The sequence below is a fragment of the Streptomyces ossamyceticus genome (assembly GCF_001418475.1).
Classification (GTDB): Bacteria; Actinomycetota; Actinomycetes; order Streptomycetales; family Streptomycetaceae; genus Streptomyces; species Streptomyces ossamyceticus.
Genome location: NZ_LIQX01000372.1, coordinates 296 through 5,743 on the forward strand (window position 1 = coordinate 296; position 5,448 = coordinate 5,743).

7 protein-coding genes are annotated in these 5,448 nt (G+C 74.8%); 3 read left to right on the plus strand and 4 right to left on the minus strand.

What is annotated here, in order from left to right; translation table 11 throughout:
• Positions 1–397 precede the first annotated feature (397 nt).
• Positions 398–1,237 (plus strand): class I SAM-dependent methyltransferase, encoded by an 840-nt coding sequence (locus tag AOK15_RS25950; protein WP_055520775.1) that lies wholly within the window; start codon positions 398–400, stop codon positions 1,235–1,237.
• 36 nt (positions 1,238–1,273) lie between these two features.
• Here the strand turns inward: AOK15_RS25950 and AOK15_RS25955 are convergent, their stop codons facing one another.
• The 4 genes from AOK15_RS25955 to AOK15_RS25970 are packed head-to-tail and all read right to left on the minus strand — an operon-like array spanning position 1,274 to position 4,110.
• Positions 1,274–2,194: an anti-sigma factor gene (locus AOK15_RS25955; RefSeq protein WP_055520776.1), complete on the minus strand. Its 921-nt coding sequence runs from the start codon at positions 2,192–2,194 to the stop codon at positions 1,274–1,276.
• The gene (locus tag AOK15_RS25960) at positions 2,164–2,568 is read right to left on the minus strand and encodes a hypothetical protein (protein WP_055520777.1); all 405 of its coding nucleotides are present in this window, start codon (positions 2,566–2,568) and stop codon (positions 2,164–2,166) included. The genes AOK15_RS25955 and AOK15_RS25960 overlap by 31 nt, the downstream gene beginning before the upstream one ends.
• A 41-nt stretch (positions 2,569–2,609) precedes the next feature.
• Positions 2,610–3,299: a class F sortase gene (locus AOK15_RS25965; protein WP_055520778.1), complete on the minus strand. Its 690-nt coding sequence runs from the start codon at positions 3,297–3,299 to the stop codon at positions 2,610–2,612.
• A complete protein-coding gene (locus AOK15_RS25970) occupies positions 3,292–4,110 on the minus strand; it encodes a DUF4397 domain-containing protein (protein ID WP_055520779.1) in 819 nt (272 codons plus the stop codon). Before AOK15_RS25970 ends, AOK15_RS25965 begins: the two co-directional genes overlap by 8 nt.
• Positions 4,111–4,305: 195 nt before the next feature.
• On the opposite strand from AOK15_RS25970, the gene AOK15_RS25975 reads away from it, so the two are divergent.
• Both AOK15_RS25975 and AOK15_RS25980 read left to right on the plus strand, forming a co-directional pair.
• Positions 4,306–4,962: a sigma-70 family RNA polymerase sigma factor gene (locus AOK15_RS25975; protein ID WP_240508595.1), complete on the plus strand. Its 657-nt coding sequence runs from the start codon at positions 4,306–4,308 to the stop codon at positions 4,960–4,962.
• Positions 4,963–5,140: 178 nt separating this feature from the next.
• Positions 5,141–5,448: MerR family transcriptional regulator (locus AOK15_RS25980; protein WP_157870371.1), on the plus strand; the 308-nt coding region annotated here is incomplete at its 3' end.

Sequence of the window (5,448 nt, forward strand, 5' to 3'; positions counted from 1 at the left end):
GGCGGTCAGGCGGTCAGGCGGAAGGCCGTCGTGCGGGAAGGCCGTCGTGCGGTGAGGGCCGTCGTGCGGTGAGGGCCGTGAAGCGGGTGTCCGGCGGTGCGGCCAAGGCTCGGTGAGGCGGCGACCGTGCGGTCCGGAGGGCGCGAGTGGGCGGCGCGCCTTTGCCTTTGGCGCCCAGGCGGCGGTTGTTGACCGGCGCGTCCGCCGGGTCGGCGGGTAGCTTGGGCCGCGCCGACGAGGGCTGGCGAGGGTCGGCGAGGGCCGGCAGGAGCCGGCAAGGGTTCACATGGCTTCCCAAGGACCGACGCGGGCCGGCGAAAGTCGACGCGGGCCGGTGAGGCCGACGAGGGCCGGGCGCGCCCCCTCGGGCCCGCGCCGGCGGGATGAGGGACACCGGATGTCTGACGGATGGCAGTGGGACAGCAGCCTCTTCCGGGGCAGCGCGGCCCACTACGCGCGAGGGCGGCTTCCCTACGCCCCCGGCTTCGCCGAAGCCCTGGCCGAGACTCTCGGCCTGGACGGCACCGGCCGACTCCTCGACGTCGGCTGCGGTCCCGGCATCGTGTTGCTCCCGATGGCCCCGTACGTCGCCGAGGCGGTCGGCGTCGACCCGGACACGGACATGCTGGCCGAGGCGGAGCGGCAGGCCGGGCGTCGGGGTGTGACCAACGCCCGCTGGGTGGCTGCCCGCGCCGAGGACCTGCCCGCCGGGCTGGGGGAGTTCCGGGTGGTGGTGTTCGCACAGTCGTTCCACTGGACGGAGCGCGACCGCGTCGCCGCCACCGTGCGGGAGATGCTGGCACCGGACGGCGCGTTCGTCCACCTGAGCGAGCTGAAGAACCCGCCGACGGCACCGCCGCCCCCGTCGGTCCCGCCCCCGTACGACCGGATCGCCGCCCTCGTGCGCCGCCGCCTCGGCCCGGTGCGCCGCGCGGGGCAGGGACTCCTCGTCGACGGCACGCCCGGCCGCGAGGACCTCGTCCTGGAGCGGGCCGGCTTCGCCCACGTCCGGCGTCTCGTCGTACCCGCCGGGCAGGTGGTCGACCGTACCGCCGACGACCTCGTCGCCTGGGCGTTCTCCCGCTCCGACTCCGCGCCCCACCTCTTCGGCGACGAGCTGCCCGACTTCGAACGGGACCTGCGCGCGCTGCTGCGCGAGTCGTCCCCCGACGGCCGTTTCGCGGAGCGCCTCCCCGCCACCGAGATCATGATCTGGGGCCCGCCCCGCCGCGACTGAGGGCGGCGGGGCCGCGTCCGATCCGGGCGGGGCCGGTCAGCCGGGGAGGGTGCCGCGTACGACGCTCGTACCGGAGTGGGCCGGGTTTCCGTCGTCCTCCTGCGCCGACACGTCGATCAAGGGGTAGCGGCCGAGGTCGATCCGAGTGGGGAGCGGCAGGGTGGCGGTGCCGTCGGGGCCGAGAACGCCCATGGCGACGAGCCGCGTGTGGGTCCGGTCCATGAGCCACACCTCGTAGTAGCCGTCCGTGCGGGGCAGGCCGGTGACGGTCACGGTGACCTCGCGTTCGGCCTCGGGGCCGCGCACCAGGCGTACCGTCCCGGCCGCGCGGGGGACGGCCAGCGGGGCGAGGCGGTTCGCCGGGCTCGCCTCGGCCGTCGGCGTACCGTCGTCGAGTCGCCACGCGGTGACGGCACTGCCCAGCAGCGCCCCCACGACGAGGCTCGCGGCGGCGATCAGCAGGGCGGGGCGGCGCAACCACGCACGACCGCGGCCGAGACCACCACTCCCGTTACCGCCGGGTACGTCGCGGCTGCCGGGTGCGTCGCCGCCGCCGGGTGCGTCGTTACTGCCGGTACCGGCGGGTCCGCCGAGTTCGCCGAATACGCCGAGTTCGTCGGGTCCATGGCGACCCCCAGGTACGTCGTGGAGGTCGGATACGTCAGGTGCGCCGGGTCCGCCCAGGACCGCCGGAGTGTCGTCCCTCCCCGTCGGCCGCTGCGGGGCCGTGTCCGCGTCCAGTCGCGCTGCGATCGAGTGCCACACCGTGTCGGGCGGTGCGGTCAGGAAGTCGTCGGTCGACACGTCCCGGGCGGCACGGACCACGCGCCGCAGCCGGTCGAGTTCGTCGCGGCACCGCGGGCACTCGGCCAGATGGTCCCGCCGGCGCGGGGTGCGGCGGGCGTCGGCCCCGAGGGCGAGGTCGGTCAGCTCGTCGGGGTCCAGGTGCTGCGCCATGCTCCACCTCCCCTCGTACGGGCGGTCGGAGCGGCGAGGGCGGTCGGACGGGGGAGCCGCGACCGCGGGCCCTTCCGCTGCGTGCCGACGGTTCCCTCGCCGCCGACGGTCTCCGCGACGGCGACCGCCTCCCCGCTGTCGACCGCCATCCCGCTGTCGACCGTCACTCCGGCGTCGACCGTCACTCTGGCGTCGACCGTCTCCCCGCCTCCGGCCTCCTCCCCGCAGTCGGCCGTCATCCCGCCCTCGATCGTCTCCTCACCGTCGGCCGTGCCACCGTCCTCGGCTGTTCTCTCGCCCTCGGCGCTGCTCCCGGCGTGCGCCGGGGCGGCGGTCGGCCGCCGTTCGGTCAGGGGCTCCTCGGCGTCGGGCATGGACAGCAGCGTAGGCGGAAGAGGGACGGCCGGGGCCGGACTCATCCGGTGGGGGCGGCCGGGATCGCCGTCACCACCAAGTTCCGCTGGTAGCCGCCTCGTTCCGCGTCGAACGGAGGCGCACAGGTGATCATCGTGAGGACCGGTCGGCCCGTCCTGGCGAACGCCGAGGCGGGCAGCCGGTCCTTGTCGACGCGCGCGCGGGCGACGACCCGGTAGGTGACCGGCGGCGCGGCAGCCCGCCGTACGGTCACCTCGTCGCCCGCGCGGACGTCGAAGAGGGCGGCGAAGGCACCCAGGTCGCCCGTGCGGGAGTCCACGTGTCCCACCATGACGGCGGAACCGGACGGTTCCCCCGGCGCGGGGCCGAAGCGGTACCAGCCGACCTTCTCCGGATCCTCGGGGATGTCGGCGCTGCCGTCCGCGGCGATGCCACGGGGCTCGATCGCGGCGCGGAGACCGACGCGTTCGATGTCGAGCCACCTGGGGACGGCGGCGGAGGAGACGGGGCTCGCCGACGGCGTCGTCGTCGGCGAGCCGGTGTCCTCCGCCCGGACGGGCGGGGCCGCGGGGGGCGACGCGGCCGTCCGGGCGTCGAAGTCCGCGGTCGGCGGCAGGCTCTCGCGGGACGGCGCCAGTGCCAGCACCGTGGCTCCGGACACCGCCAGCAGCACGGTCACCGCTGTCCGCAGTCGCCGCCGGAGCCACGGGGCCGGCCCGGTGTCAGGCACGGCTGCCGCGGGACACCACACGGCGGGCGGTGAGCGCGCCGGCGAGGCCGAGGAGGCCGAACCCGGCGGCGTACGCCGGCCAAGCGTCGGGGTCGTTGGTCGCACCGGCGTTCACGCCCGAGGGAGCGGAGTGCATGCCGGTCAGGGTCTGCACCTTCAGGGCGAGGTTCTTGTCCTTGGCGCTGCCCCAGGCGTAGACGACGTTGGCGGTGCCCTCCTTGAGGTTGAGGTCGGCGGGACCGATGGCGACGTCGTCGGTGCCGGCGAGCACGACGTCCGCCGAGACCGTGCCGGCGTCCACGGTCGCCGTGTCCTCCTTCGGGTTGACGAGGTCCTTGAAGATCGGTGTGCCGCCCGCCCGGACGTCGACGGCCGGAGCCGCCGCGACATGACGGACCGTCAACCGGGCCTTCCCCGCGGCCACATCGGAGGTGTCGTTCACGAAGGCGTCCAACTGCGGTGCGCCGTCGGCGTTCAGATGGGCCACGACGGTCGCGTTGGCCCCGGCGGGGACCTCGACCGTCTTCTGGATCGCGGGCTTGCCCTTCGGGTCCGCGCCGGCCTTGAACACCTTCAGGTCGTACGAGCCGGCGGGAAGGGGCTGCGGGTCGGTGAGCGTGCCCGGTTTGAAGTCGGGAATCAGTTCGTCGCCGTTGGCGTACACGTCGACGTCGAGGCCGGGTACGGCGTGGAAGACGGAGACCATGGCCTGGTCGTCGTTTTCGGCGGCGGCCGCGGTCGCGGCGCCGCCCAGGGCGAGCGCGCACAGACCGAGAGAAGCCGCTGCGGCGACGGGGGTGCGGGAGATCATGACTGGCGGTCCCTTCGAACGGCCCACTCCCTGTGAGTGAGAGCACGAGGTCTTCGGCGCGCGTCTCGGCGGAGGATGCAGATTCTTTCGGGGGTTCAACGAATCCCTCGTTTCGATGCGCTAACGCTGCACGTTGCGGGAGCGCATCGTTTCGACGGACGGTCGTCGTGTCGTAGTCCTTCGACCTCGGAGCTCATGATGGCCACTGCCCGGCCCGACACGTACCTGAGCGCCGACGTGGAGCGCACGCGTCCGCGCGACCCCGGCCCCGACCGGGTGCCCGGCCCGCTCCCGCCGTACGAGGAGAGCGGCGACGACACCGAAATCGCCCGCCGGTTCCACGCCGGGGACGAGGAGGCGGTCGCCCTCGCGTACCGGCGGTGGGGCTCCCTCGTGTACACCCTGGCGCGGCGCTCCCTGAACGATCCGCGGGACGCCGAGGACGTCACCCAGCAGGTCTTCCTCGCCGCCTGGCGGGGACGCGCGCGGTACCGGCCGGAGCGCGGAGCCCTGGGCGGATGGCTCGTCGGCATCACACGCCACGCGATCGCGGACGCGCACGCGGCACGGGCTCGCCGTGCCGACATCGAGGGCATGTCCGCGGCACGGCAGGAGGAGGCCGTACGGCACTGGGGGGTCGACGAGAGCCAGGCCGCCGTCGACCGGGTCCTCGTCCTGCAGAAACTCCAGCACCTGACACCGGTGCAACGGCGGCTGCTGGGCATGGCCGTCTACGGCGACATGACCCAGACGCAGATCGCCGAGCAGACGGGACTGCCCCTGGGCACGGTGAAGAGTCATATCCGCCGGGCCCTGCACTCGCTGCGGCGCGTGATGGAACCGTCCGCCTGATCCCGGCCGGTGGTGGGGTGGCTGCGCGGGCGGGCCGGTGGCCTGGGCGCCCGGCCGGGGGAGTACCGCTGCCGCCCCCGGGGTGTCGTCGAGGCGCGCATCCGAACACCCGTGGTACGGGGAATACCTCTCATGCCCCGAGGCCCGGGACATCGGCTACGGCGCTGGAGGCACAGGGATGGACGCGCACGAGGAACCCGGCGTGGTCGGGGCCGGCGTGACGACCGGGGTGCTCGCGCGCAGGCTCGGCATCTCGCCCACGACGCTGCGCTCGTGGGACCGCCGCTACGGGCTGGGCCCTGCGACCAGGGTCGAGGGACGGCACCGGCGGTGGACGGCCGAGGACGTCGCGATGGTGCGGGAGATGTGCCGCCTGACGGCCGAGGGCCTTCCCCCGGCGGAGGCGGCCCGTACCGCCAAGGCCCAGGCGGCCCGGACCGGCACCCTGGCCGAGCCCGCCCCCGCCGCCGACACTCCGCCCGCGGG

Excerpts from the sequence above, each read along its gene's own strand:
- AOK15_RS25970 (WP_055520779.1), bottom strand. The coding sequence starts at position 4,110 with ATGATCTCCCGCACCCCCGTCGCCGCAGCGGCTTCTCTCGGTCTGTGC.
- AOK15_RS25975 (WP_240508595.1), top strand. The coding sequence starts at position 4,306 with ATGATGGCCACTGCCCGGCCCGACACGTACCTGAGCGCCGACGTGGAG.
- AOK15_RS25955 (WP_055520776.1), bottom strand. The coding sequence starts at position 2,194 with ATGGCGCAGCACCTGGACCCCGACGAGCTGACCGACCTCGCCCTCGGG.
- AOK15_RS25960 (WP_055520777.1), bottom strand. The coding sequence starts at position 2,568 with ATGCCCGACGCCGAGGAGCCCCTGACCGAACGGCGGCCGACCGCCGCC.
- AOK15_RS25950 (WP_055520775.1), top strand. The coding sequence starts at position 398 with ATGTCTGACGGATGGCAGTGGGACAGCAGCCTCTTCCGGGGCAGCGCG.